Here is a 23460-nt window from a genome sequence, read left to right on the forward strand (position 1 = left end):
TCAGGCCGCCCTTCCCGTCAGTCCCGTTGGCTTCACCAAGAGCACCAGCACCATCAGCACGAACACGACGGTGTTGGAGGCCTCGGGGTAGAAATACTTGGTCAGGCCCTCGATCACACCGAGCGCAAAGCCGGTGATGATGGAGCCCATGATCGATCCCATGCCGCCGATCACGACCACCGCGAACACGACGATGATGAGGTCGGCGCCCATCAACGGCCGCACCTGGTTGATCGGCGCCGAGAGCACACCGGCGAGCGCGGCAAGGCCGACGCCGAGACCGTAGGTCAGCGTAATCATGCGCGGCACGTTGATGCCGAAAGCGCGCACCAGCGTCGGATTTTCAGTGGCAGCGCGCAGGTTAGCACCGAGCCGCGTCTTCTCGATCAGGAACCAGGTGGCGATACACACCACCAGCGAGAAGATGACGACCCAGCCGCGATAGATCGGCAGGAACATGAAGCCGAGATTCATGCCGCCCTTGAGCTGGTCCGGAATCGCATAAGGCAGACCGGAGGAGCCGAAATAGTTCTGGAACACGCCCTGCACGATCAGCGCGATCCCGAAGGTCAGGAGCAGGCCGTAGAGGTGGTCGAGCCCCGTCAGCCATTGCAGCATGGTCCGTTCCAGGATCATGCCGAAGATGCCGACGATAACAGGCGCGATCAGCAGCGCCCACCAGTAGTTGATGCCGCCGAGGCTCAGCAGGAAATAGGCAACGAACGCGCCCATCATGTAGAGCGCGCCGTGGGCGAAATTGATGATGTTGAGCATGCCGAAGATCACGGCAAGCCCGAGACTGAGCAGCGCGTAGAACGAGCCGTTGATCAATCCCACCAGTAGCTGAGCGTAAAGAGCCTGCATCGATCCCGCACCCGGTCCCTTCGGCGTTGCCTGAAAATCGCCCGCAGGCCTGATGGCCTGCGGGCGGTTATCTTACTTCTTCAAGAGCGCGCACTTGCTCTCGGACAGCGGCGTGAAAGCCTGGTCGCCCGGCACGGTGCCGACCAGCTTGTAGAAGTCCCACGGCCCCTTGGACTCCGAGGGCTTCTTCACCTCGAACAGGTAGGCGCTGTGGATGGTGCGGCCGTTCGGCTGGATCTCGCCCTTGCCGAACAGGTCGTCCTCCGTCGGCAACGACTTCATCTTCTCGACGACCTTGACGCCGTCATGGGGATTGCCGCCGAGCGCTTCCAGCGTCTTGAGATAGTGACGCACGCCCGCATAGACGCCGGCCTGCACCATGGTGGGCGGCGCGTTGTTCTTCATCTTCTCGGAGAAGCGCTTGGAGAACGCCCGGGTCTGGTCGTTCATGTCCCAGTAGAAGGTCTCGGTGAAGTTGAGGCCCTGCGCGGTCTCGAGACCGATCGCCTTGACGTCGGTGAGGAACAGCAGCAACGCCGCGAGCTTCTGGCCACCCTTGACGATGCCGAACTCGGCCGCCTGCTTGATCGAGTTGGTGGTGTCGCCGCCGGCATTGGCAAGGCCGATGATCTTGGCCTTGGAAGCCTGTGCCTGCAGCAGGAACGAGGAGAAGTCCGGCGTGTTGAGCGGATGCTTGACGCCGCCGACCACCTTGCCGCCGTTGGCGGTGACCACGGCCGTGGTGTCGCGCTCGAGCGCCGCACCGAAGGCGTAGTCCGCGGTCAGGAAGAACCAGCTGTCGCCACCGGCCTTCACCAGCGCCTGCCCCGTGGTATGGGCCAGCATGTAGGTGTCGTAGGTCCAGTGCACCGTGTTGGGCGAGCACTGCGCGTTGGTGAGGTCCGAGGTCGCGGCGCCCGAGTTGATGTAGACGCCATTCTTTTCCTTGATGACGTTGTTGACGGCGAGCGCCACGCCGGAATTCGGCACGTCGACGATGATGTCGACCTTGTCGACGTCGAACCATTGCCGCGCGATCGCGGTGCCGATGTCGGGCTTGTTCTGGTGATCGCCGGAGATGATGTCGATCTTCCAGCCCTTCGCCGCAAGGCCGGAATCTTCGACGGCCATCTGGGCGGCGAGCGTCGAGCCGGGACCGCCGAGGTCGGCGTAGAGGCCGGACTGATCGGACAGCGCGCCGATCTTGACGGTCTTGTCCTGCGCAAAGGCTACGCCAGCCGTGGTGACGGCCAACGCCGTGCCGAGCAGAAACGACGCAATCGACTTTTTCATGCTACTTCCCTCGTGAATTTTCTCGTGGCCGTTTGACGCTTGGCCGTCTTAGACGCCGAGATAGGTGTGGAGCTTGTCCATGTTGGCGGCAAGCTCCGAATTGGAAAATCCGTCAATGATCTTGCCGTGCTCGACCACGTAGTAGCGGTCGGCGACGGTGGATGCGAACCGGAAGTTCTGCTCGACCAGGAGGATGGTAAAACCCTCCTTCTTGAGCCGTGCAATGGTGTGGCCGATCTGCTGGATAATGACAGGCGCAAGACCTTCGGTCGGCTCGTCCAGCATCAGGAAGCTCGCGCCGGTGCGCAGGATGCGCGCGATCGCGAGCATCTGCTGCTCACCGCCGGAGAGCTTGGTGCCCTGGCTGTTGAGACGTTCCTTCAGATTCGGAAACAGATCGAAGATCTGCTCGAGCGGCAATCCACCCGGGCGAACCACCGGCGGCAGCAACAAATTCTCCCGCACATCGAGACTGGAGAAAATGCCGCGTTCCTCCGGGCAGAACGCGATGCCCATCCGCGCGATCTTGTCGGAGGTCGCGCGGATGATGTCCTGGTTGTTGAACTTCACCGAGCCGGTCCGCTTGCCGATGATGCCCATGATCGACTTCAGCGTGGTCGTCTTGCCGGCGCCGTTGCGGCCGAGCAGCGTAACCACCTCGCCCGCGTTCACGTCGAAATTGATCCCGTGCAGGATGTGGGACTCGCCGTACCACGCTTCCAGGTTGCGGACCTGGAGGATGTTGCCGCCGGTTGCGGCTTTTGCGGGAGCGTCCGCGGTTGCAGTCTCACGCATGACCGGCTCCCAGATAGGCTTCCTTGACGCGCTCGTCCTTGGTGAGCTCGCTGTAATGGCCTTGCGCCAGCACCTGCCCGCGCGTCAGCACGGTGATGATGTCGGAGAGATTGGCCACGACGCTCAGATTATGCTCGACCATCAGGATGGTGTACTTCGCGGAGATGCGCTTGATCAGCGCCGCGATCTTGTCGATGTCCTCGTGGCCCATGCCGGCCATCGGCTCGTCCAGCAACATCATCTCGGGGTCGAGCGCGAGCGTCGTTGCGATCTCGAGCGCGCGCTTGCGGCCGTAGGCCATCTCGACCGCGGGCGTATTGGCAAACTCGCTGAGGCCGACATCGTTCAACAGTTCACGCGCGCGATCGTTGAAGCGGTTGAGCACGGACTTGGAGCGCCAGAAATCGAAGGAACTGCCGTGCTGGCGCTGGAGCGCGACGCGAACGTTTTCCAGCGCGGTGAGATGCGGAAATACCGCCGAGATCTGGAATGAACGGACCAGTCCAAGGCGCGCCACGTCGGCTGGCGCCATCGCCGTGATGTCCTGCCCCTTGTACAGAATTTTGCCGGCGGACGGTTTGAGGAACTTGGTCAAAAGATTGAAGCACGTCGTCTTGCCCGCCCCGTTCGGGCCGATCAACGCGTGAATGCTCCCACGGCGAACCTTGAGCGCAACGTCGCGGACGGCGAAGAAGCCCGCGAACTCCTTGGTCAAGCCTTCCGTTTCGAGAATGAACTCATCGGCCAAACAGATTTCCCCCTGCCCGCACAATACGCGTGGCTGTCCTTAGTTACTTCGGCTTTCCGGGGGCCTTGGAGCCTGTCCCGGAACGTCGCCTCCGGGCGCGGAATATGCCGGAGGTGACGGGGGTTAGGCAAGGCGGAAAGCTGAGCAGATCAGGTCTCCGGCCGGGAGGCTTATGCTCCCTTAGTCGGACGCGTTTTGATGTCGCCTGCCCGGCCTCCCGGTTCGCAAGGCACCGGTCATCAAGCCGTCGTTAACGGTCTTTCATCCCGCGCGCCAGCCTTCATAGAAAATTTTCCCGCCGCATGGATCATGCGCGGGTTTTATGCGTCGGGAATATTGTCTTGGAAATTGCCTTGGATTTTGCAAGCGCCGCTCCTTCTGTCGTCAAGTCGATCAGGCAGCGTGATCTCCTGAACACGTGGCTGCGACTTTATGCGCGCGGGCAGATGGTGCCGGCGATCTGGGAGTATCAGCCCGCGCGGCTCGAGGAAGAGCTGTCCGATCTCATCTATTATACCGTCGACATCTCGGCGCCGACGCCGCGCCTCATCATCCAGAGCGAGGGCACGCGCATCTCGCGCGCCTATGGACAGACCGGCAAAGGCGTTCTGCTCGACGACTATATCGGGCCGCGCCTCGCACCCTTCGTGATGCCGATCTATTATGAATGTGTGGCGCGCGGCCTTCCGGTCTACAGCGTGGCCGACGTCGACGACATCTATGGCCGCGTGGTTGCCTATGAACGGCTGCTGCTGCCGTTCCAGACCGACGGCAAGGTCTGCCACGTCATCGCCTCGCTCAAGACGTTCTGCGAGGACGGCGGCTTCGAGATCAAGAATCTGATGCGCGGAAATGACGCGCTGCCGCGCCCGAAACTGCGCGCGGTGATCGACCGCGATCTCTTCCATCGCGCCCCCGGCCGGATCGCCGCCGCCGACGTCGTCGAGTTCGCCGATCAGCCGGGCGTCACCACCGAAATCGTCGAGCTGAACTAGGGTCAGCGCGATTTCGCGCCGACTTACTTGGCCTTGACTTCCTTGGCATAGATATCCGGCTTGAAGCCGACCAGAAGCTTGCCGCCGACTTCGAGCACCGGCCGCTTGATCATCGATGGTTGCGCTAGCATCAGCGCCAGCGCCTTCTTCTCGGTGAGGCCTTCCTTGTCGGAATCCGGCAGCTTCTTGAAGGTCGTGCCGGCGCGATTGAGCAGCGTCTCCCAGCCAGCCTTGTCGCTCCACTGCTTGAGCTTGTCCTTCTCGACGCCCGCCGCCTTGTAGTCGTGGAACTCGTAGGCGACGCCATGGGTGTCGAGCCAGGCGCGCGCCTTCTTCATGGTGTCGCAGTTCTTGATGCCGTAGATGATGTTGGGCAAGACCTTCCTCGCGCATGCGTCGTTGGATGACTGCAGCGTTGTACGAAACTCCGGTTCGCGCGACAACATCGCGAACGAACCTCGCTCTCCGAACGGATACATCAATGCACGTCACTCACGATCCCGCCGCGGCCGTGTCGCCAACCATCGACTTCAACAGCTTCCTCGCGGTCGATATCCGCGTCGGCACCATCGTCGATGCAAAACCGTTCCCGGAGGCACGCAAGCCGGCCTGGCGGCTGTGGATCGACTTCGGTCCCGCGATCGGCGTGCGCAAGAGCTCGGCCCGGATCACCGAAAATCATCCGCTCGAGACGCTGGTGGGGCAGCAGGTCGCGGCCGTCGTGAACTTCCCGCCGCGACAGATCGGCCCGGTCGTCTCCGAGGTGTTGACGCTCGGCTTCCCCGATGCCGAGGGCAAGGTCGTGCTGGTGCAGCCGAGCAAGCCTGTGCCGAACGGCGGACGGCTGTTCTAGCCGCGCGATCGCCGGCCGGGCCGCCGCACCTCAGCCACGGCCCCGGCAACGGTTTGATCCTCCTGTTTCCGGACCGTCTGGACTTGACCAAGATCGCCTTTGATAATAAAAATGACTGACTGATCGTTTTTTATTAATGCCCGGCTTCATAGGTGCCGCATCAGGCAAACGCTCAAAACGACCGATCTGTCAGTTATTTATGGACGGCCAAAATGCCCAAGATCAGCGACAAGCAACGCGAAGGTAGGCGGCAGCAGATCCTCGAAGCGGCCCTTGCCTGCTTCGCCGAGCAAGGCTTTCATCAGACCGGCATGGCCGACATCGTCAAACGGTCGGGCTTGAGCCACGGCGCGGTCTATCTCTACTTCCAGAGCAAGGACGATTTGATCGAGGCGCTCGCCGACGACCGGCATCGTCGCGAGGCCGTGCTCAACTCGGTGGCGCAGGGATCGGGTGATCCGATCGAAGGACTCCACGCGCTGATCCGCGTCTACGCGCAATGGCTCACCGATCCCGCCGGCGAAGCGCGGCGTCGCGTCGGCATTCACGGCTGGGCGGAGGCCCTGCGCAATCGCCGCGTCCGCACCAGCGTCGTCGAAGGCATCGACATGCCGCGCGCGCTGATCGTGGCGCTGGTCGAGCGCGGGCAGCATGACGGCCTGATCAAGCGCGACCTCGGCGCCGACGCGGTCGCACGCGTGCTCATCGCGATCTTCCAGGGCTTCGTGCTGCAGAAATGCTGGGGCGAGGATTTTGACGTCGAGGCCTGCATGGCGGCCGTCGGCGGCGTGATCGAGGGATTTCGCACGACCAAGCCTGACATCAAGCGACGGACCAGGACGTAAGCGATGTCCTGGATTCACGATCTCCTCGCAGGCATTGGCGTCGGTCTCGTCGGCGGACTGACATCGGGCTTCATGGGTACGAGCCCGGGCGGCGGGCTTGTCGTCTTCACCGTGCTGCTGCTCGGCGCGGAGCAGCATGTCGCCCAGGGGACGTCGCTGATCACGCAGGTCCCGCCCACTGGCCTCGCCGGCGTGCGCCGCTACTGGCAGAGCGGCAATCGCAGCCCGCTGCAATGGATCGCCTGGATCGGCCTCGGATTTCTCGTCGGCGGTGCGGGCGGCGGTTACGCCGCGGCGGCGGTCTCCGACTCGGTGCTGCAATGGACCTACGTCGTCTATCTCGTCGCGCTGATCGCCCTTCTGATCCTGCGCCGCGACCGCAAGGACGGGAGCCACGCGGCCGTTGACCGAGACGTACTGCCTTGGCTCCCCCTGCTCCTCATCGGCGCGCTTGCCGGGTTTTCCTCCGGCTTCATGGGCATCGGCGGCGGGCTCGCGATCACCGTCGGCCTCGCCGCGGGCCTACGCGTCCCGCAGCACCAGGCGCAACTCGTCAGCCTCATCTTCTCGGTCATCCCGACCAACATTCCGGCGGCCTGGATCTACTGGAGCAAGGGGCTCATGGTCGGCTGGCCGGCGATCGTCGGGATTCTCGCCGGCCTCTGGATCGGCACCGATCTCGGCGCACGCGCGGCCAACGGCGTCAGCAAAGCGGTGCTGCACAGGGTCATGATCGCCCTCATCTCGGTGATGGCGCTCTACATGACGCATAAGGCGCTGACCTGATTCTACGGCCGCTTCGGAATGTTCAGCCCGCGCTGCACGGCAGGACGCGCCAGCCCCCGTTCGAGCCAGGCACCGACCGACTTGAACTGGCTGAATTCGACGAGATCGCCGGCGCCGTAGAAACCGATGAGATTGCGCACCCAGCCGAGCATGGAGATATCGGCGATGGTGTAGTCGTCATCCATGAACCACTGCCGGCCGGAAAGATGCGTCTCCATCACGCCGAGCAGACGCTTGGCCTCGCTGACATAGCGGTCGAGCGGCCGCTTGTCCTCGAAATCCTTGCCGGCGAATTTGTGGAAGAAGCCGACCTGGCCGAACATCGGCCCGATGCCGCCCATCTGGAAATGCACCCACTGGATGGCCTGGTAGCGGCGCGCGGCGTCCTCCGGCAGAAGCTTGCCGGTCTTCTCGGCGAGGTATTGCAGGATCGCCCCGGACTCGAACAGCGGCAGCGGCCGGCCGCCCGGACCGTTGGGATCGAGGATCGCCGGAATCTTGCCGTTCGGATTGAGTGAGAGGAATTCCGCCGTCTTCTGGTCGTCCTTGCCGAAGTCGACGAGGTGGACCTCGTAAGGCAGACCGATCTCTTCCAGCATGATCGACACCTTGACGCCGTTCGGCGTCGGCAGCGAATAAAGCTGAAGCAACTCCGGATGCCTGGCAGGCCAGCGCTTGGTGATGGGAAAGGCGGACAGATCAGGCATCGGGACCCCGGCTTCGTTCGTGAGATGCCGCCTAATCTAGGCGAGCCGTCGAACGGCGCAAGGCCGAGCAGTGATCATGCATCGAAGCCGGACTACAGGGGCCGCAGCAGATGCCTGGCGGCGTACGCGATATCGCGCTGCGCGCGTTGCTCGATGAAGAGCTGCCCGGTGACGAGCAGCGTTCCGGTGAAAATGAGCGCGAGCATCGCGGTCGCGAACTGACTGGCATCCTTCATCGCACGAGCTTCTCCGTCATCGGTTCGCACGGGGAACGCGGGCCGACCGTCGACAGTTCCTGCACGCCTCAAACAAATTGCCACTTTATCCCGAATCGAGGCGCGCGAGGCCGCGACCTCAATAATTGATCTCCATCCGCAGTCCGCGCGGATCGACCTCTTCGCCGCCGACACGCTGTGTGCTGTCGCGGGCCGCGACCGCGCAGGCACAGGCATCGATGAGATCGTCGCGGCCGATGCCGGTGCCATGACGCTGCGTCAGCCATGTCTCCAGGCGCGTGAAGCCGCGTTGCGCCAGCAGCGCGATGCGCTGCTCACGACCTTGCGCCGACGTCTTCTTCGGAAGAAGGACGCACCCTGCCAGATTCCAGAAAATCAATTCCGGATGCGCTTCGCCAATTGTCGCCTGGCGCACCGGCGTCATGATCTCGTCGACGTCCCTGATCTTCTCCCTGATGTTCCAGAGCTGCGCCGACACGCCCCTGCCCTTGCCTTCCCGCTCCCAATAGTGGCGATTGGCCGTCGCCATGTCGGGAAATGTCCAGAGATCGCGGCGCGCGCCAAGAAACACGGCAGGGCCGACCAGCTCGCGTGCACGCAAGTCGCAGGCTCGATAGCCGCTTGGCTTCAATCCGATCGGCATGTCGATCATCGCACGCGCATGCGGCATCGCAAGCAAGCGCGTCAGGCCCGGCGAATAATCAAAGCCATGATCGCCGCGCTCGTCGATCCAGGCTGCGACCCAGCCGAAGCGAAATCCATCGAGACCGAGATAGTTTGGCAAATCATGCGTCCCGACGTCGACAAGACATCTATGCTTCTCCCTCGTCTCGATGGCGCTCGAACAAGCGCTGCGCCAGCAGCGCATGGCCGAGCGTACCCCCGGCGCGCACGGCCGCGGCGATCAATGCCGCTTCGGCGACTTCCTCCCGCGTCGCGCCGGCTTTCGCTGCCTGCGCCGTATGCACGTCCAGGCAATAGGCACATTGCGTGGTGAGCGCGACCGCGAGCGAGATCAGCTCGCGATATTTCGGCGGGATCAATCCGTCCTTGCGCTCGACCGCGTGGTTGAACGCAAGGAACGCGTTGGCCTCGACCGGCGCGAGCGCCACGAAAGCCGGGACAGACTTCAGATCGTCAGGCGTTTGATAATCGGTCATGTCTCACCTCGTCAGATATTCGCGCATCAAGGCGCGGGCGCGATGCAGGCGCGCCTTCACAGTCTGCCTGGACGCTCCGAGCGCGGCGGCGATTTCGTCGATGGTCATTTCCTTGACGTCCCGCATCAGCGCGACATCGCGATAATGCGCCGGCAACGCTTCGAACGCAGCCGCCACGTCAAGACGCAAATCCGCTTCGGAGCGCGACAGCAGCAGGGCCTCCGCCTCGCCGTCGTCGATCGATGGCGCAAGCCCCGCCTTGCGCGCGAGCCGCAGACATTCGCGGCGGACCACGCTGAACAGCCACGCGGAAAAGGCGACGAGCGAGCGGATCGTGCCGACATGGCGGAACAGGATCCACATCGCCTCCTGGGTTGCATCCTCGGCATCCGCCGAGCTGCGGCAGGTGGCGCGTGCGTAGCGGCGGATATCCGGCTGCGCCGTCTCGAGCAGAGACGCGATCGCCTGGGGATCGCCGAGCCGGGCCGCCTCGAACAGGCTTGACGAGATCGCCGCCGCACTCACGACACGCCTCCTCGTCCGATCCCGGCCATCGCGCACATCGGGCAATAGCCGACGAGCCCCGTCAGTGCGAAGCCTGCGCCACCGAGCGCCACCAGCCACGCCGCGACGCCGGTGAGAAAAACGAATGCGGCAATCGCAACCGCAATTCCGAGCGCAACCCGCACCGCCTGATGCAGACCACCGATATTCTTCCTGTAGAATGCCATCACATCCTCCGAAATGAGCCGAAGCAAAATGCCTCGACCATCAGGAGGACGCGAAGACCCAAAAGGATTCGCGGGGGCGTGAACTTTTTTCGCGGTCAGCCCCCGACCGCCTGATAGGCCAGGCGCTTGAACTCGAAGAAGAACGGGTTCCAGAAGCCCATATGGCGCTGGGCCATCAGCACGCCGGCGGTGTTGGCCTGCGGACAAATCCACCAATGGGTGCCGGCAAGCCCACCCCACTGGAATTCGCCGGTCGAATTCGGGGGATCGAACGGCGTCGGCGCAAAGGTGACGGCGCCGCCGAGACCAAAGCCCTTGCCGGGGATCGGCCCGAGATTGGCAAATCGGATGGTCTGGCCCGCGGGCAACTGGTTCGTCATCATCTGCCGCAGCGTGTCCGGCTTCAGCAGCGCATCCGGACCGGGGAGCAGCGCGCGTACCAGCGCGAGCATGTCGGGCAAGGTCGAGACCAGACCGCCGCCGCCCGAGAGCCGCGGAAACGGCCGCCGATAGGCCTGCGGATAAGGGAGATTGTCGGCCCGCGTCAGGCCCGGCTTCATCGGATCGAGCACGTCGGCGCCGGTATAGAGTGCAACCAGCCTGCCCTGCTGTGCCTCAGGCACTGAGAAGCCCGTATCGACCATGCCGAGGCGATCGAAGATGCGCGCCTTGAGGAAGGTGTCGAGCGCATGGCCGGAGACGACCTCGACCACGCGGCCGAGCACGTCGGTCGCCACCGAATATTCCCAGCCCGCGCCGGGATGATAGGACAGCGGCAGATCGGCGAGCTTGTCGATCATGTCGGTCAGCGGCGTGAGCGGATTGAGCACGCGCGCCTCGTTATAGCCTTTGAACAGCACGGTGCCGGGATCGAAGATGCCGTAGCTGAGACCCGAGCTGTGGGTCAGCAGCTGGCGGATCGTGATCGGGCTCTTCGCCGGCTCGACATCGGCAAGGCTCGCGGCACCCTGCTTCAGCACCTTGCGATTGCCGAGCTGCGGCAGGAATTTCTCGACGGGATCATCAAGCCCGATGCGGCCCTCCTCGACCAGCAGCATGATCGAAGACGTCACGAAGATCTTGGTGTTGGAGAACGCGCGAAAGATGTGGTCGGGCCGGAGCGCGGCTTTTGCCTCGCCATCGGCGAAGCCGACGCATTGCTGATCGACGACATCGCGCCCCCGCAGCACCGCCCAGGACACGCCTGGAATGATCTCCTGATCGACGTAGCGCTGCATCGCCGTCCGCGCGGCGGAAAAATCAGGTGTTCTGGCGTCCATGTGTTTCCCCCAAATTATGGTTAGGATGGATATAGCGCGAATTCGTGGGAAATGAAGACCGTCCGATCGGCCCTCAAATCTTCATCAGCGCCGTGACGTGCAGCCGGCGACGGATCTTCATGCCCTGCCGTTCGTACAGCGCAATCGCCGAGGCGTTATGAGAAAACACGTGCAGGAACGGCATTTCGCCGCGCGCCTCGATCCGGCGCGCGACCGCCGCGAGCAGCGCCTGCGCGTAGCCGCGCCCACGATAGTCCGGATGCACGCAGACGGCCGTCATCTCGACGAACTTTCCCGGCTTCATCCGCTCGCCCGTCATCGCGACCAATTCTCCACCAACGCGAATGCCAAGGAAGGTGCCGAGCTCATGGGTGCGCAACGCGAACGGACCAGGCTTGGTCAGCTCCGTCAGCGCCATCATGGCGGCGACGTCGGCCGCGCTCAATTTGACGATTTCGGCATCGCGAAGCGGGCTGTCGGCCGGCGAGCCGATCATCTGCTCGCCGGTCTCCGCCAGAACGACCTTGAAATTGGCGGGAACGTCGACCGGCTCCGGCGTGAACAGCGCGGCAACCTGCGAGCCCGCCAGGAGATCACCGAGCGCGGCGAAGCTTGCCTCGGACATGTCGACCATGTCGGCAAACGGTGTCATGTCCACGGGATAGCGCCGCGCGCGCGGGCCGCCCTCCGCCAGATGCTTCTGGCTGGTCGTCAGCGCGCTCCAGATCGGACGATCCAGTAGCCGCTCATCGCTGTCGGACACCGGCCTAGTCCTTGTCGAAGCTGACGATGACGGCGGCGTTGGCGATGAGGATAGGATCGTTGGCCACTTCCGTGGCCGAGGGAATCTCCAGCCCGCCCTTGACCGCAGTTACGGTCACCGTGCCGTAAGGCAGCTCCTTCGCAACGGCGTCCTTGTCCACCGCCTCAGGGTTGGGCACCGCAATCGTGACATCGACGAACATGTCGTTCGCTGTCTTCCCGATCATCCGGAAGAAGCCGAGGCTCGAATGCCTGATGGCATCCGACACCGCACGCTTCGCCGCCTTGGTGGCGTCCCTGCCGTGGACGTCGACGCCCATGCCCATCTCGGTGATACAGCGAACGCGAGTCATTTCATAATTCCTGTGGTTGGTTGAGCTACGTTGATGCAGGTTGTTATCGGATTTTGGCTGATCAGCATACTCCGTCATTGCGAGGAGCAAAGCGACGAAGCAATCCAGACTGCCTCCGCGGAAAGATTCTGGATTGCTTCGCTGCGCTCGCAATGACGATGTGGCGAGAGCATCGACCACATCACGCTTTCGCCTTCTCATGCGCCCGCAGCTCGTCGACCAGCACGCGCACATTCTCCGAATAGTCGATCGGGATCACGACCAGATGCACGCCGCCCTCCTTGAAGGCCGCATCGAGCGTCGGGCCGAAGCTGTCGATGCTCTCGATGCGATGTCCTTTGGCACCGTAGGCCTTCGCGTAAAGGACGAAATCGGGATTGCCAAAGGTCATGCCGTAATCGGCGAAGTGATCGACGGCCTGCTTCCAGCGGATCATGCCGTAGGCGTTGTCCTCGAGCACCAGCACGACCAAATTGAGCTTGAGGCGGACGGCGGTCTCCATCTCCTGGCTGTTCATCATGAAGCCGCCGTCGCCGGCAACCGCGAGCACGCGGCGCTCGGGATAGAGCATCGCGGCCATCATGGCCGACGGCAGACCGGCGCCCATCGTCGCCAGCGCATTGTCGAGCAGCAGCGTGTTGGCGACGCGGGTTCGGTAGTTGCGCGCGAACCAGATCTTGTACATGCCGTTGTCGAGCGCGACGATGCCATTCTCCGGGATCACCTGGCGGATGTCGTGCACGATGCGCTGCGGTGTCGGCGGCCAGCGGGCCTCGGTGGCGCGGTCGGCGATGTGCGTGAGGATCCCCTCGCGCAACGGCAACAGCGCCGCCGCCTGCGGCAGCTTGCCTTCGAGCCGGTCGGCGAGCAGCTCCAGGCTCGGGCCGACGTCGCCGACGACCTCGGCATCGGGGAAATAGACCAGCTCGACGCTGGCCGGCGTGTAGCTGACGTGAATGACCTTCGGTCCCGACGGCCCCATGATGAAGGGCGGCTTCTCGATCGGGTCATGGCCGATCGCCACGATCAGATCGGCTGCGTCGATCGCGTCGTGGACATAGTCGCGCTCTGATAGCGCCGCCGTGCCCATGTAGAGATTGGTGCCGCCGGGCACCGTGCCCTTTCCCATCTGTGTCGTGAAAAACGGAATGCCGGTTCGCCGCACGAAGCTGGCGATGCCGTGGGTCGAGCGCGGCCGGCTGGTCGCAGCTCCCATCATCACCAATGGACGTCTTGCGGCCAGGATCATCTCGGCCGCACGGTCGAGCGCGGCGCGATGGGCCACCGGAATTTCAATCGGATGGACCGGGATCACGGGGACGGCGGGCACTTCGTCGCCCGCGATGTCCTCGGGCAGCTCGAGATGCACCGGCCCCGGCCGTTCCTCCATCGCCACGCGAAAGGCATCGCGCACCACGGTCGGAATGCTGGAGGCGCTGATGATCTGCCGAGAGAGCTTCGTCAGCGGCTTCATGGTCGCAACCACGTCCACGATCTGAAAGCGCGCCTGCCGGCTGCTCATGATCGGCTTCTGGCCGGTGATCAAGATCATCGGCATCGCGCCGAGATGGGCATAGGCGGCGCCCGTGGACAGGTTGAGCGCGCCCGGGCCGAGCGTTGAGAGACACACTCCCGGCCTGCCGGTCAGCCGACCGTGCGTGGCGGCCATGAAGGCCGCGGCCTGCTCGTGACGGGTCAGGACCAGCTCGATCTTGGAGGTGCGCAGCGATTCGACCAGGTCGAGATTTTCCTCCCCGGGGATACCGAAGATGCGATCGACGCCCTCGTTCTCCAGCGCCGCCACAAACAGGTCCGATCCTTTTGCCTTGCGTTCCTGCCCGCTCATGTCGCCTCCGCTCGCTGTGCGTCCCGTGGTCGGGAGCGGTCACATGGTAGCGGCTCGTGGCGCAGGCACAACTCACAAAGAGGCGGGCGATTGTTCCAACATCGTCAATACGATCGCAGCGAAGCAATCCAGAATCTTTCCGCGGAATTTCTGGAATTGCTCCGCCGCGCTCGCAACGACGCCGTTTCCGAATTCCGGTAGAGCGGATTGACCGACTGTTCGGACATTTTGCCTGTCGGGCTACGAAGCTCTACAGCTTCGCCTCGGCAAAGATGCCTGATATCCAGTCGAGGAAGACGCGCAGGCGGAGCGCGAGCTGGCGGTTTTGCGGATAGAGCGCGGAGAGCGGCGTCGGCGACGGTGGATAGCCTGCCAGCACCTCGACCAGCGCACCGCTGGCGAGATCCGCTGCGAAGCGATAGCGGGGCGCCTGCGTGAGGCCGAAGCCGAGCCGCGCGAGATCGGCCATGGTGTCGGAATTGTTGACGCGAACCCTGCTTGGCAGCACGACATTGCGCAGCCCGCCGGCGATAGAAAACTCCAGCGGCAAAACATCGCCGGTGCGCGATGAGATGAACGCGACCATCTGATGGCCGTCGAGCGTATCAGGCGTCGCGGGCAAGCCGTGGCTGGCGAGATAGCCCGGGCTCGCCACCGTGATTTCCTCGACCGTCCCGAGACGGCGCAAAATCATCCCGCTGTCCTCGGGCTCTCCCGACCGGATCGCGCAATCGATGCCCTCGCGCACGAGATCGACCAGCCGATCGCCCTGCCCGATCTGCAAGTCGAGTTGCGGATGGCGCGCCAGGAATTCCGGCAGGTGCGGCAAGATGAAGGTGCGGGTCAGCAAAGGATGTGCGTCGATGCGCAGCAAGCCACGCGGTCGCGCATCGCGCATCGTGGTTTCGGCTTCCTCGACCTCCGCGAGGATGGCGACGCAGCGGCGGTAATAGTCCTCGCCGTCGAGCGTCGGCGTGACATGCCGTGTCGTCCGTTCGAGCAGGCGCGCGCCCAGCCGCGCCTCGAGCCCGCGCAAAACCTCGCTCGCCGTCGAGCGGGGAATGCCGAGGTCGGCAGCCGCAGCCGTAAAGCTCTGCCGTTCGACGAGGCGGACGAACAGGCGCATGGCGTCAAACCGGTCCATAGCCGATTGTTCACCACAGCCGACAAGTGATGACAAGTTTTTCGCGATTATCCGGTCGCGGCGATCGGGCATTCTCGAACAGGAGCAACCACACCCCATCACACGGAGAGACCCATCATGCCTTTCGCCAATATCAAGATCCCCCAGGCCGCCTTATCGCGGGCGCAGAAGGCGGAGATCGTGCACAACCTCACCGCGCTGTTCGCGCACTATTTCGGCGAAGCGGCGCGGACGCACACCATGGTGCTGATCGAGGAAGTGCCTGATGGCGGTTATGGCCGCGCCGACGAGGTGTTCGTGGTTCCCGACGCCTATCGCGCAAGCGACGCCGCTACCTCACCTTGAGGCTGAGCTCGGTGCCGCCCTTGAGCGGCAGCGTCATCGATACGAAGCCGTTGTCGGGATCGCGGATGAAATCGAGATAGTCGGGCTCGGCATTGTCGTTCATGACGTAGCCGCCGACGCGCAGCTGCGGCGCGACGATCCCGATCACCTCGCGCGCCAGCGAGGGACCGCTCTCACCCGGCCAGCCGTCGATCAGAACGAAGTCGACGGGACCGCCGAGATCGCGCAAGGTTTTTCGCGCATCGCCCTCGCGGATCTCGGCGTAGTCGGCAAGGCCGGCCTCGGCGAGATTGCGTTTGGCGGTCTCGACCTTGGCCGGCACGATCTCCGAGCCGATCACGGTGCCGCCGCCATTGTCGCGGATAGCGGCCGCGAAATAGAGCGTGGACATGCCGACCGAGGTGGCGAACTCGGCCATGCGCGTAGCACGCAAGCCACGGCACAGCAGATAGATCAGTTCGCCCTGCTCGGAATGAATCGAAAAGCCCTGCTCGGCATAGGCGTGGGGATCACGGCTGTTGAAGGAACCGCGCGGCCCGCCGCCGGCCGGCCGCTGCCGCGCGCCTTGGAGGCGCGCGAGGACGGCGTTGACGCGTGGGTCTTGAATCGGGCTGTAGGGCCGATCATTCATGTGTTGCTTCGCCTCTCAGTTATTTGCCGAGGATTTCCGCGGCGGCACGATCCAGGATCGCCGCGATGCGGCGCGCCTCGGCGGGGTCGCTGCCAAGCCTGGAACGCAGCGCGCGCTTGAGGTTGTGGCGGGCACGGTGCAATTCGTCGGAGGCGTCGGCATCGAGATCGCTGACGCCAGCAAAGGCCTCGCGCACCTCGTCCATGCGGCGACCGATCCGCGACAACGCTTGCAGGATTGCATCCGCAGTGGCGCGGTTCTCGGCGAGATGCGCCTCGCCCTGCGGCGTGATGCTGTAGAGCTTTCGACCGCCATCCTGCTCGACGCTGCTGTGGCCGACCTCTTCCAGATAAGTCAGCGCCGGATAAATCACGCCCGGGCTCGGCGTGTAGAAGCCGTCGGACCGCTCCTCGATAATCTTGATCAGCTCGTATCCATGAGCCGGCTTTTCGGCGAGCAACGCCAGGATCACGAGTTGGAGGTCCTGCGAGGACAGCCGCCTTGCGCCGGGGAAATCGCCCCCCGGGCCGCGCCCGAAGAAGCCATGCCCGCCGCGGCCGAAGCGCCGTCCGCCGCCGTGCCGGCCCATGACGAAATGAGCGAAATGCCCAAAATGGAAGTCTTTGTGGTCTCGTCCGTGGTGCATATCGCACGCCCTTTTGTAAAACATATCTTACGATATAGTTTGCGATAGACAGTCCACAACCCACGAATCTGTGATCGGGCGCCTTGGCGCCGGTCCCGGCTCGGGGGACCGGCACCGCCGGGGGCCGATTACTCCGCGGCTTCGCTGTGGGGAACGCCCTGCTCGACCTCGAGCTGAAAGATGTCGTTGAAGCGGTTGAAGGCACCGCAGAGCGCGATGCGCCAGGTCAGCTCGACGATCTGGGCTTCCGAGAAATGCGCGCGCAGGCGGGCGAATATCTCGTCGCGGGTCTTGTTCCAGTTGTTGGTGACGGCGATGGAATATTCGACGACGAGCTTGTCGAGCTCATCGAGCTCGGGATGGTCTTTGTAATCGACGAGGCGCGCGGCGCCCTCCTCAGACACGCCCTGCACCGCCAGCTTTGGTGCGTGGTGCGAGACGCAATAGTCGCATTTGTTCAGCAGCGAGACCGTGACCAGCGCGAGCTCCAGATGGCGCTTCGAGACATTGCCTTCTTCAGCAAGATCGACCAGCAGCGACCACATATGCTTGAAGATCGGCAGGCGGTGGGCCATGACACCGGCCTGGTTCTCGAACGCGCCGTAGGTCGTCATCTTGTCCCACAACGGCCTCAGCGCCTCCGGCAGATCGTCCCTGGTCTTGATCGAAACGCGCGACATGGCAATTCATCCCTGGTTGGAAGACGCATGTTGCCATAACGGCGGGCCTTCGTCTCAAGTGCGAGCGCATGACACCCAAGACATTCGAAGCCCGCTGCCTGCGCCTGGCCGCGGCCACCAAGGTGGTGCAGTGGGAAGGCACCTCCGTGTTCAAGGTCGGCGGGAAGATGTTCGCGCTCGGCGGCGGCTTTGCCGCGGGCTCCGGCGGCTACATGTTCAAGGTCTCGGACATGGCCTATGCGATGCTGATCGAGCATGGCGTGGCACGACCGGCGCCTTATCTGGCGCGCGCCAAATGGGTGCAGCTCACCAGCAACAACGCACTTCCCGATGCGGAACTCACCGCCTATCTGGCGCAGGCCCATGCCCTGATCGTCGCAAAGCTCACGCGCAAATCGCGCAAGGCGCTCGGGCTGGACTAAGCACTCTCCACAACGTGATGTGCTGATCATCGTACTCCCATTGGACTTTTGTTGCACCGCACCTAGCTCGAAGCAAAGCCCATTCGAGATGGAGTGCTCCATGAGTAAGCCCAACACCACTGCAGCCAACACTTATCGCTATGAACTCGTGCATGATGATGATGACGCCGATTTCGTCGCTTACCAGCGCCGTCGCGAAGACGGGTTCTGGCAGACTTTTGCGACCTGGATGATTCCGCGCACGGTCTGCAACTAGAGCCGCGCGCTTTTCCTCGTACTTGTATCGGAGGCGGACGCCGCCTCCGACTTTCCCAGCGGGAAGGCGCTGCCCGCTCAGCGTTTCTTCTCTCCGGCCGCCTGGGTCGCGCGCAGCAGGTTGTCGCGCAGCCGGCTCACCGTCTTCTGCACCACCGGAAAATCGTCGCCGAGGCCGGTCGCCTCGATCACGGAGTTGCCGAGATCCTGTTCGATCAGCTTTCGGCCGGCCGGCGTCAGGCTCACGCGCACCTGCCGCTCGTCGGCGGGATCGCGGTGGCGCTTGATGTAACCGATCTGCTCGAGCTTCTTCAGGATCGGCGTCAGCGTGTTGGATTCCAGGAACAGCTTGTCGCCGAGCGCGCTGACGGTCTGCTCGTCTTCGTCCAACAGCGCCACCATGGCGATGTACTGGGTGTAGGTCAGTCCCACCTTGTCGAGCAGGGGCTTGTAGGCGCGGCCGAAGGCCAGATTGGCCGAATAGACGGCGAAGCACAGGAAATTCGACAGTTTTCGGCCTTTGCCGGCAGCTTTGGCGGGACGGGACACGTGAACCTCCGCAATTCGTGATCTCCGCGTCAATATAAATCGCATCCGATTAAATCGGAAGAGCTTGACCGGACAGAGCGACGGGTTTATTTCAACGCGCATCCGATTAGATCGGACACGATCTACATCGAACCCGAAAGGATGCGCCATGACCACCGCTGCAAAGCTTCTCTTCACCGGCAAGACCCACGTCACCTCCGGCCCCGACGGCGCCGCGCACGCGAACGACGGCTCTCTCGATATCAAGCTGGCCCAGCCGCACCCGGCCGCCGAGAACCTGTTCGCTGCCGCCTGGTCGGCCTGCTACCTCGGCGCGCTCGGCCTCGCCGCCGCCCAACGCAAGGTCAAGTTGCCGAGCGAGCCGTCGGTCGACACAACGATCGACCTGAGCAACGCCAATGACGCCTTCTTTCTGCGGGCCCGTCTCGACGTCAGCGTTCCCGGCGTCGATCGCTCGGTCGCCCAGGAGCTGATCGAGACGGCGCACGGCATCTGCCCCTACTCCAAGGCTGTCCACGGCAACATCGAGGTGACCACCACCCTCGTTTGACCCGCCATCAAGCGAACATCAGGAGTCGACCATGAGCCCCTATCCATTACGAACCCTGCGCATGCTTGCGAGCGCCGCCGTGCTCGCCACCAACCTTCTCACCCTGCCGGCGGCAGCCCAGCCGGCCGGCGTCACGCGCACCGACCTCCAGCACCATGATCTCAGCGCGCCCGGTCGCGAGGCGGTCCAGGTCCGCGTCGACCTCGCGCCCGGAGTTGCGTTCGGCCGGCACACTCATCCAGGCGAGGAGATTATCTATGTGCTGATAGGCGCCATCGAATACGACGTCGAGGGCAAGCCGCCAGTGACGCTGAAGGCAGGCGACGTGCTGTTCATTCCAGCGGGAGCGGTTCATGCGGCGAAGAACGTCGGCCCGGACACCGCGAGCGAGCTTGCAACCTATGTCGTCGCCAAGGACAAGCCGCTGCTGACGCTGGTGAAGTGAGACCGGCCGTCTCGATTGACCCGCACACAATATCTGACTAAAGTCAGATATCATGCTCGATCCCGTCTCCCGCGTCCGCCGCTTCAATCGCGCCGTGACCTCCGCCGTCGGCGCGCTCGACACCTCGTTCCTCGGGCGCGGCCGACCGCTCGGGGCGGCGCGCGTGCTCAATGCGATCGGACATGGGCGCTCGGACGTCGCGGAGATTCGCGACTATCTCGGGCTCGATTCCGGATTGATGAGTCGGCTGCTCCGCAGCCTCGAGGACGAAGGGCTGGTCGAGACCACGACACATGAGGACGATGCGCGCCGCCGTGTCGCGACGTTGACGCGTGCGGGACGGCGCGAGTTCGCAGCCTACGAGGCGCTGTCCAATACGCAGGCCGAAGGCTTCCTGGCGCAACATTCGCAGCGCGAGGCGCTGCTGGCGGCGATGGACCTGATCGCCTCCGCGCTGACGCGCGAGCGCGTCGCGTTGGACGAGATGGATCCACGGAGCGAAGCAGCACGTTATTGCCTGCGCGAGTACTATTCCGAGCTCGGCCGCCGCTTCAAGCAGGGTTTTGACGTCTCGCTGTCGCGCGATCCTGACGCCAAGGACATGCGCCGTCCGCGCGGCACCTTCATCGTGGCGATGTCCGACACGCTGCCGATCGGCTGCGTCGGATTGAAGGGAACGGATCACGGCTATGCCGAGATCAAGCGTCTCTGGGTTGCCCCCGCAGCGCGCGGATTGCGGCTCGGCCGGCGCCTGATGGACGCGGCCGAGAATGCCGCACGCGACCTCGGCGTCACGCTGCTGCGGCTCGACACCAACAGCGCGCTCGCCGAAGCCGGCCAGCTCTACCGCACCACGGGCTGGCGCGAGATCCCCCGCTTCAACGATGATCCCTACCCGGATCTCTTTTTCGAAAAGCACATCCAGTCATAGACCTCGTCACGCCGCCGCCACCGCGGTCTCGCCTTGCGGCTTCGCGAATGGCCTGAAATTCATCGCCATCAGGAAGGCGCCGAGGCCCATTGCCCAGGAGGCGATATAGAGCCAAGCGTAGCTGGAGAAGGCGTCGTAGATCAGGCCGCCGGCGAGCGGGCCGGTCGCCATGCCGAGGCTGCCGGCCATCGCCGTGCCGCCGATCACCGTGCCCATCATGCGCAGCGGAAAGTTCTCGCGCACCAGCACGGCATAGAGCGGCATGGTGCCGGCATAGATGAAGCCGAAGACGGCGCCGACCGCGTAGAACGTCGCGAGCTGCTGCGCGAAGACATAGGCGAGCGCGCCGAACGCCTGCAACAGCAGCCCCGTCACCAGCACGCGCTTGGCGCCGAAACGATCGCCGAGCAGCCCGAAGGCGATACGGCCGCCCATGCCGGCAAAACCCTCGATGCTGTAGATCGTCACCGCCGCGATCAGCGGGATGCCGCAGCTCACGGCATAGCTGACGGTGTGGATGATCGGGCCGGAATGGGTGGCGCAGCAGAAGAAGTTGGTGGCAAGCAGGATCATGAATTGCGGCGAGCGCAGCGCCTCGCCCAGCGACATCTCCCCTTGCGGCGCGCTCTCGCCCGCAGGCGCGGCCACGGCATGCGCCAGCGCGGGCGGGCGTCGCACCAGGAACGAGACCGGGATCATGATGGCGCCGACCACCAGCGCCACGATCTGCATCGAGGTGCGCCAGTCGTGGCCGGAGACGAGCCAGGCCGCGAGCGGCGCCATCGTCATCGGCGCCATGCCCATGCCGGCCGATACCAGCGACACAGCCAGGCTGCGATGGGTGTCGAACCAGCCGGTGACGGTCGCCATCATCGGCGCGAAGATCGCCGCGCAGGAGGCGCCGACCAGAAGGCCGAACATGACCTGGAACGCCAGCAGCGAAGTCGCATGACTTGCGGCGAACAGGCTGAGCGACAGCACCGTCGATCCCGTCAGCACCACCGGCAGCGGCCCGAATCTGTCGGTCGCCGTGCCCCAGGCCATGCTGGTGAAGGCCATCGCCAGGAAGCCGATCGTCATCGCGCTGGAAATGCCGGTCACCGACCAGCCGGTGTCCTTGGCGATCGGCTGGAGGAACACCGGCAGCGAAAACATGCCGCCGATCGCGACGCAGCCGAGCAAGCCGCCGGCGGCGACGATCACCCAGCGATAGGAGGAAGCGTTCATTTGGGTCTCCCGTCAGATCTGTCTGGGTGGAAGACGAATGGGAACTGCGCTTGCCGACAACGGCATCGAGGACACCAGATTTTTTTGGCGCCGCCAAACAAACCCCCGAAAACAACCCCATGCACAGTAGCCGGCCGCTGCCGGATCAAAGACTTACCAACGCCCTGCAACGCGAGGGGCGCGTTTGACACGTCGGGCAAAACACCGGCACAATGTCATCATCCCGCCAACGCGATCTCATCACACTCCGGACGCCGCCGATCTGGCGCACGCCACCGATCCGGTGCGCGGTCAATGCTCCGACTTCGGAGGGAATAGCTGCATGCCAAAGATTGATCTCGCCACCGTGCCGGGCCGAAAAGGCTCGGGTTATCCCGCGCCGCTCGACGCGCCCTGCGCCGAGCGCATCCGCCAACGGCTGGGCAATGCCGGAAAGCTTAAGGATTTCGGCGTCAACCTGATGCGTCTGCCGCCAGGCAGCTGGTCGAGCCAGCGCCACTGGCATTCGCATGAGGACGAGTTCGTCTATGTGCTCGAAGGCGAGCTGACGCTTGTCGAGGACGAGGGCGAAACCGTGCTGAGCGCCGGCGACTGCGCCGCCTTCCCGAAGGGAAGCGGCAACGGCCATCACATGATCAACCGGTCTGATGCGACGGCCGTCTACCTCGAAGTCGGCTCGCGCTCGCCCGATGACCTCATCACCTGCTCCGACGTCGACATGATGAGCCCGGCTTCCAGCGGCCGGTTCCTGCACAAGGACGGCACGCCCTATCCGCACGAATGAACGGCAACAGCGACGCCTCACATGGCTGCGCCATGCCGCCACTCGGTCACGGTCAGCCATACCGCCGAGACCAGGAAGTAGATCGCGCCGACCGCAGCGTAGCCCGCGACATTTGCGATCGTTGGAGACATCGGCGTCGTGGCCTGAAAGATGAAGAAGCCACCGGCCAGAGCCGACTGGCCGCCGCTGAGCACCATGGCCCACTGCGCGCCAAAACTTCTCCAGCGGCGAATCGCGGTCCCCAGCTGGAGCAATCCGGACAGGATCGCCCAGGCCCCGAAGACGCCGAGCACCCCGTTCATGCTCATCTGCAAGGCGACGAGGACCGCGACAGTGGTCACCAGGCTGACCAGAACGTTCAGCGCCTGCGTGCGATTTTGAGCGAGCCCGCCACTGCGCAACGCGTCGACCAAGTTCGCCGCCGCATCCCATGCCGGATAGAGCACGAGCAAGGCTCCGGCAATCGCCGCGGATGACGGCCCGACGGCAAAGGCGGCAACGACCCAGGCGACGGAGAACGCCGCCCGGATGAAGTAGTAGAGCTTCAGCCATTGCTCGCGGTCGGCCCGAACGAGATCCAATTGATGATGCGTCACT

Annotated in this window: 33 protein-coding genes; 11 read left to right on the plus strand and 22 right to left on the minus strand. The window is 63.9% G+C overall.

Going from position 1 to position 23460, the window contains the following annotated elements; genetic code table 11:
* From AB7531_RS25910 to AB7531_RS25925, 4 genes are all read right to left on the minus strand, one after another.
* Positions 1–864, minus strand: a complete 864-nt coding sequence (locus AB7531_RS25910) for a branched-chain amino acid ABC transporter permease (protein ID WP_063983732.1) — start codon at positions 862–864, stop codon at positions 1–3.
* Positions 865–936: 72 nt separating this feature from the next.
* On the minus strand, positions 937–2157 hold the full coding sequence (locus AB7531_RS25915) for an ABC transporter substrate-binding protein (protein WP_063983733.1): 1221 nt from the start codon (positions 2155–2157) through the stop codon (positions 937–939).
* A 48-nt stretch (positions 2158–2205) separates the two neighbouring features.
* Entirely contained in the window at positions 2206–2952 is a 747-nt protein-coding gene (locus AB7531_RS25920) for an ABC transporter ATP-binding protein (protein WP_063983734.1), read from the minus strand.
* A complete protein-coding gene (locus AB7531_RS25925) occupies positions 2945–3700 on the minus strand; it encodes an ABC transporter ATP-binding protein (protein WP_063983735.1) in 756 nt (251 codons plus the stop codon). Before AB7531_RS25925 ends, AB7531_RS25920 begins: the two co-directional genes overlap by 8 nt.
* 302 nt (positions 3701–4002) lie before the next feature.
* Between AB7531_RS25925 and AB7531_RS25930 the strand changes: the two genes are divergently transcribed.
* Entirely contained in the window at positions 4003–4695 is a 693-nt protein-coding gene (locus tag AB7531_RS25930; protein ID WP_063983736.1) for a hypothetical protein, read from the plus strand.
* Between the two features lie 23 nt (positions 4696–4718).
* On the opposite strand, the gene AB7531_RS25935 is transcribed toward AB7531_RS25930, so the two are convergent.
* The gene (locus AB7531_RS25935; RefSeq protein ID WP_014495852.1) at positions 4719–5072 is read right to left on the minus strand and encodes an ArsC family reductase; all 354 of its coding nucleotides are present in this window, start codon (positions 5070–5072) and stop codon (positions 4719–4721) included.
* A 104-nt stretch (positions 5073–5176) separates the two neighbouring features.
* On the opposite strand from AB7531_RS25935, the gene AB7531_RS25940 reads away from it, so the two are divergent.
* From AB7531_RS25940 to AB7531_RS25950, 3 genes are all read left to right on the plus strand, one after another.
* Positions 5177–5548, plus strand: a complete 372-nt coding sequence (locus AB7531_RS25940; RefSeq protein WP_063983737.1) for a tRNA-binding protein — start codon at positions 5177–5179, stop codon at positions 5546–5548.
* 212 nt (positions 5549–5760) lie between these two features.
* Positions 5761–6393 carry a TetR/AcrR family transcriptional regulator gene (locus AB7531_RS25945; RefSeq protein ID WP_063983738.1) on the plus strand — a complete coding sequence of 211 codons (633 nt, stop codon included), beginning with the start codon at positions 5761–5763 and terminating at the stop codon, positions 6391–6393.
* A 3-nt stretch (positions 6394–6396) separates the two neighbouring features.
* Positions 6397–7179, plus strand: coding sequence for a sulfite exporter TauE/SafE family protein (locus AB7531_RS25950; RefSeq protein WP_063983739.1), 783 nt, complete (start codon positions 6397–6399; stop codon positions 7177–7179).
* Between the two features lie 2 nt (positions 7180–7181).
* Here AB7531_RS25950 and AB7531_RS25955 read toward each other — a convergent pair whose 3' ends face one another.
* The 11 genes from AB7531_RS25955 to AB7531_RS26005 all read right to left on the minus strand — a co-directional run bounded on the left by AB7531_RS25955 (position 7182) and on the right by AB7531_RS26005 (position 15398).
* Positions 7182–7886 (minus strand): glutathione S-transferase family protein, encoded by a 705-nt coding sequence (locus AB7531_RS25955; RefSeq protein ID WP_231144874.1) that lies wholly within the window; start codon positions 7884–7886, stop codon positions 7182–7184.
* 92 nt (positions 7887–7978) lie between these two features.
* A complete protein-coding gene (locus AB7531_RS25960) occupies positions 7979–8122 on the minus strand; it encodes a hypothetical protein (protein WP_167768104.1) in 144 nt (47 codons plus the stop codon).
* A 118-nt stretch (positions 8123–8240) separates the two neighbouring features.
* The gene (locus AB7531_RS25965; protein ID WP_063983740.1) at positions 8241–8906 is read right to left on the minus strand and encodes a DUF429 domain-containing protein; all 666 of its coding nucleotides are present in this window, start codon (positions 8904–8906) and stop codon (positions 8241–8243) included.
* A 28-nt stretch (positions 8907–8934) separates the two neighbouring features.
* Positions 8935–9282 (minus strand): carboxymuconolactone decarboxylase family protein, encoded by a 348-nt coding sequence (locus tag AB7531_RS25970; protein ID WP_028157609.1) that lies wholly within the window; start codon positions 9280–9282, stop codon positions 8935–8937.
* Positions 9283–9285: 3 nt separating this feature from the next.
* Positions 9286–9807: an RNA polymerase sigma factor gene (locus AB7531_RS25975; protein WP_063983741.1), complete on the minus strand. Its 522-nt coding sequence runs from the start codon at positions 9805–9807 to the stop codon at positions 9286–9288.
* Positions 9804–10013, minus strand: coding sequence for a YgaP family membrane protein (locus AB7531_RS25980; protein WP_063983742.1), 210 nt, complete (start codon positions 10011–10013; stop codon positions 9804–9806). The genes AB7531_RS25975 and AB7531_RS25980 overlap by 4 nt, the downstream gene beginning before the upstream one ends.
* A 95-nt stretch (positions 10014–10108) precedes the next feature.
* Positions 10109–11293 carry a serine hydrolase domain-containing protein gene (locus tag AB7531_RS25985; RefSeq protein WP_187387725.1) on the minus strand — a complete coding sequence of 395 codons (1185 nt, stop codon included), beginning with the start codon at positions 11291–11293 and terminating at the stop codon, positions 10109–10111.
* 73 nt (positions 11294–11366) lie between these two features.
* A complete protein-coding gene (locus tag AB7531_RS25990) occupies positions 11367–12056 on the minus strand; it encodes a GNAT family N-acetyltransferase (RefSeq protein ID WP_063983744.1) in 690 nt (229 codons plus the stop codon).
* Positions 12057–12060: 4 nt separating this feature from the next.
* Complete coding sequence (locus tag AB7531_RS25995) at positions 12061–12408, minus strand: Lin0512 family protein (RefSeq protein WP_063983745.1); 348 nt, start codon at positions 12406–12408, stop codon at positions 12061–12063.
* A 181-nt stretch (positions 12409–12589) separates the two neighbouring features.
* Positions 12590–14254: an acetolactate synthase large subunit gene (locus AB7531_RS26000; protein ID WP_063983746.1), complete on the minus strand. Its 1665-nt coding sequence runs from the start codon at positions 14252–14254 to the stop codon at positions 12590–12592.
* A gap of 250 nt (positions 14255–14504) precedes the next feature.
* On the minus strand, positions 14505–15398 hold the full coding sequence (locus AB7531_RS26005) for a LysR family transcriptional regulator (RefSeq protein ID WP_063983747.1): 894 nt from the start codon (positions 15396–15398) through the stop codon (positions 14505–14507).
* Between the two features lie 117 nt (positions 15399–15515).
* Here AB7531_RS26005 and AB7531_RS26010 point away from each other — a divergent pair, with 117 nt between their 5' ends.
* Complete coding sequence (locus AB7531_RS26010; RefSeq protein WP_014495867.1) at positions 15516–15743, plus strand: tautomerase family protein; 228 nt, start codon at positions 15516–15518, stop codon at positions 15741–15743.
* On the opposite strand, the gene AB7531_RS26015 is transcribed toward AB7531_RS26010, so the two are convergent.
* From AB7531_RS26015 to AB7531_RS26025, 3 genes are all read right to left on the minus strand, one after another.
* Positions 15730–16374 carry an O-methyltransferase gene (locus tag AB7531_RS26015; RefSeq protein ID WP_063983748.1) on the minus strand — a complete coding sequence of 215 codons (645 nt, stop codon included), beginning with the start codon at positions 16372–16374 and terminating at the stop codon, positions 15730–15732. The two genes, AB7531_RS26010 and AB7531_RS26015, sit on opposite strands and share 14 nt — an antisense overlap.
* Positions 16375–16393: 19 nt before the next feature.
* On the minus strand, positions 16394–17020 hold the full coding sequence (locus tag AB7531_RS26020; RefSeq protein ID WP_063983749.1) for a PadR family transcriptional regulator: 627 nt from the start codon (positions 17018–17020) through the stop codon (positions 16394–16396).
* Between the two features lie 128 nt (positions 17021–17148).
* A complete protein-coding gene (locus AB7531_RS26025) occupies positions 17149–17700 on the minus strand; it encodes a carboxymuconolactone decarboxylase family protein (RefSeq protein WP_063983750.1) in 552 nt (183 codons plus the stop codon).
* A gap of 68 nt (positions 17701–17768) precedes the next feature.
* Here AB7531_RS26025 and AB7531_RS26030 point away from each other — a divergent pair, with 68 nt between their 5' ends.
* Both AB7531_RS26030 and AB7531_RS26035 read left to right on the plus strand, forming a co-directional pair.
* Positions 17769–18122, plus strand: coding sequence for an MmcQ/YjbR family DNA-binding protein (locus AB7531_RS26030; RefSeq protein WP_063983751.1), 354 nt, complete (start codon positions 17769–17771; stop codon positions 18120–18122).
* Between the two features lie 100 nt (positions 18123–18222).
* The gene (locus AB7531_RS26035) at positions 18223–18378 is read left to right on the plus strand and encodes a hypothetical protein (RefSeq protein ID WP_094184234.1); all 156 of its coding nucleotides are present in this window, start codon (positions 18223–18225) and stop codon (positions 18376–18378) included.
* A gap of 77 nt (positions 18379–18455) precedes the next feature.
* Here AB7531_RS26035 and AB7531_RS26040 read toward each other — a convergent pair whose 3' ends face one another.
* Positions 18456–18926, minus strand: a complete 471-nt coding sequence (locus AB7531_RS26040; protein ID WP_063983752.1) for a MarR family winged helix-turn-helix transcriptional regulator — start codon at positions 18924–18926, stop codon at positions 18456–18458.
* Positions 18927–19074: 148 nt separating this feature from the next.
* Here AB7531_RS26040 and AB7531_RS26045 point away from each other — a divergent pair, with 148 nt between their 5' ends.
* Genes AB7531_RS26045 through AB7531_RS26055 form a run of 3 tightly spaced genes read left to right on the plus strand, consistent with a single transcriptional unit; the run spans position 19075 to position 20852 of the window.
* A complete protein-coding gene (locus AB7531_RS26045; RefSeq protein WP_063983753.1) occupies positions 19075–19476 on the plus strand; it encodes an Ohr family peroxiredoxin in 402 nt (133 codons plus the stop codon).
* Between the two features lie 31 nt (positions 19477–19507).
* Positions 19508–19921, plus strand: coding sequence for a cupin domain-containing protein (locus AB7531_RS26050; RefSeq protein ID WP_063983754.1), 414 nt, complete (start codon positions 19508–19510; stop codon positions 19919–19921).
* 52 nt (positions 19922–19973) lie between these two features.
* Positions 19974–20852: a bifunctional helix-turn-helix transcriptional regulator/GNAT family N-acetyltransferase gene (locus AB7531_RS26055; protein ID WP_063983755.1), complete on the plus strand. Its 879-nt coding sequence runs from the start codon at positions 19974–19976 to the stop codon at positions 20850–20852.
* 6 nt (positions 20853–20858) lie between these two features.
* On the opposite strand, the gene AB7531_RS26060 is transcribed toward AB7531_RS26055, so the two are convergent.
* The gene (locus tag AB7531_RS26060) at positions 20859–22079 is read right to left on the minus strand and encodes an MFS transporter (RefSeq protein WP_063983756.1); all 1221 of its coding nucleotides are present in this window, start codon (positions 22077–22079) and stop codon (positions 20859–20861) included.
* A 322-nt stretch (positions 22080–22401) separates the two neighbouring features.
* Here AB7531_RS26060 and AB7531_RS26065 point away from each other — a divergent pair, with 322 nt between their 5' ends.
* Positions 22402–22863, plus strand: a complete 462-nt coding sequence (locus AB7531_RS26065) for a cupin domain-containing protein (RefSeq protein ID WP_063983757.1) — start codon at positions 22402–22404, stop codon at positions 22861–22863.
* A 17-nt stretch (positions 22864–22880) separates the two neighbouring features.
* Here the strand turns inward: AB7531_RS26065 and AB7531_RS26070 are convergent, their stop codons facing one another.
* A complete protein-coding gene (locus tag AB7531_RS26070; RefSeq protein ID WP_063983758.1) occupies positions 22881–23459 on the minus strand; it encodes a hypothetical protein in 579 nt (192 codons plus the stop codon).
* Between the last annotated feature and the right edge of the window lies 1 nt (position 23460).

Source organism: Bradyrhizobium sp. 63_E2_N1_3 (genome assembly GCF_052076005.1).
Taxonomy (GTDB): Bacteria; Pseudomonadota; Alphaproteobacteria; order Rhizobiales; family Xanthobacteraceae; genus Bradyrhizobium; species Bradyrhizobium barranii.